1 protein-coding gene is annotated in these 1498 nt (G+C 68.0%); it reads left to right on the top strand.

The annotated features are described in order from the left end of the window. Positions 1–124 precede the first annotated feature (124 nt). Positions 125–1498, top strand: a 1374-nt coding sequence (gene istA, locus ACWCP0_RS41920) for an IS21 family transposase (RefSeq protein ID WP_451083954.1), incomplete at its 3' end; no start/stop codon positions are given.

Here is a 1498-nt window from a genome sequence, read left to right as displayed (position 1 = left end):
CTGTCGGCGTACACGTGAACGCGCATAGCCGCGTACGGATGAACGTACAGAGTTCTTGATGTGTTGAGAGACGGCCCCCGGCACGCTGCTGCCTGTTGTCCAAGGTTGCAGAGAGGGGTGGGCCATGGTCTTGGACCCGCAGCGCTGGCTGGAACTCCGACGATTCCGCGGCCTGGTGGAGTCCGGGGCGATGAGCCTGTCGGAGGTTGCCAAGGAGACCGGGCTGAACTGGCGAACCGTCAGCAAGTACCTGTCTGCTGACTCGTCCGCGCCGCCGCGCCGGACGGCGAGTGGTCAGCCGCGCAAGCGGGTAGTCGACGAGGTCGCTCCGCTGATCGACGCGATGCTGCGGGCCGAGATCCTGATGAAGGCCGCGGTGATTCACGAGCGGCTGGCCACGGAGTACGGATTCACCGGGAACTACCAGCGGGTCAAGCTCTACGTGCAGGAGGCCCGCCCAAGGATCGCGGAGGAACTGGGCATTACCCCACGGGAGCTGGCGGGGATGCACCGCAGGTTCGAGGTGATCCCGGGTGCTCAGGCCCAGGTGGACTGGGGCGATGAAGGCAAGATCCTCGCCCACCTGGGCATCCCGAAGGTCTACTCCTTCCACATGGTGCTGTCGTACTCGCGTGATCCGTTCTGCTGCTTCACCACCAGCCTGGACCTGCAGACGTTCTTCGACTGCCACCGGCGGGCATTCGCGCACTTCAACGGGGTGCCGATGACGATCGTCTACGACCGCACCAAGACAGTCGTGCGCCGTCACGTAGCCCCCGGCGAGGCGGTTCCGCTGCATCCAGAGGCGGTCGGATTCGCCGGCCACTACGACTTCGACATCGATGTGCTGGCCGCCTACCGGCCCCAGGGCAAGGGCCGCGTCGAACGCCAGGTGCTGATCGTCCGCGACCACGTGTTGTCCGGTCGGGCCTTCTCCTCCGTCGAGGAGATGGATGCCGCGTTCACCGCCTGGGTGCCGCAACGGCGGGCCCAGATCCACAAGACGCACCGCGAGGTGATCGGGCATCGTGCCGCCCGGGACCACGCAGCTCTCAAGCCGCTGCCGCCGACTCCGTTTCTGGTGGCCGAGCGCCATCTGCGGCCGGTCGGCAAGGACTGCCTGGTCGCCTTCGGCGGGAACCTCTACTCGGTCCCGGCCCGCAAGGTCCGCCCCCGTCAGCTGGTGGAAATCAGGGCCACGAAGGCACAGGTCATGCTGCACTCCACCGTCGCCGGCTCCAGCGGCGAGACGCTGCTGGCCACACACCCACGGGCCATCGGACGCGGGGTCCGCGTCGTCGAGGAACAGCACTGGGACGGCCTGCCCACCGGCAAAGGGCGCCGGACCACCACCGGCGACGTCCCGCCCCAGCCGCGTCATGAACGCCCGCTGGGCGAGGAGGCCGGACCGCTGCAAGCCCTCCTCAACCGGGCCGCGGCCACCCGCATCGAGGTCGGCCGCCGACCCTTGTCGGTCTATGACGAACTGACCGGGACC

Source organism: Streptomyces sp. NPDC001970 (assembly GCF_053594115.1).
The sequence above is the reverse complement of the archived record's forward strand: the minus strand, read 5'-3'. Positions and strand labels throughout refer to the sequence as shown.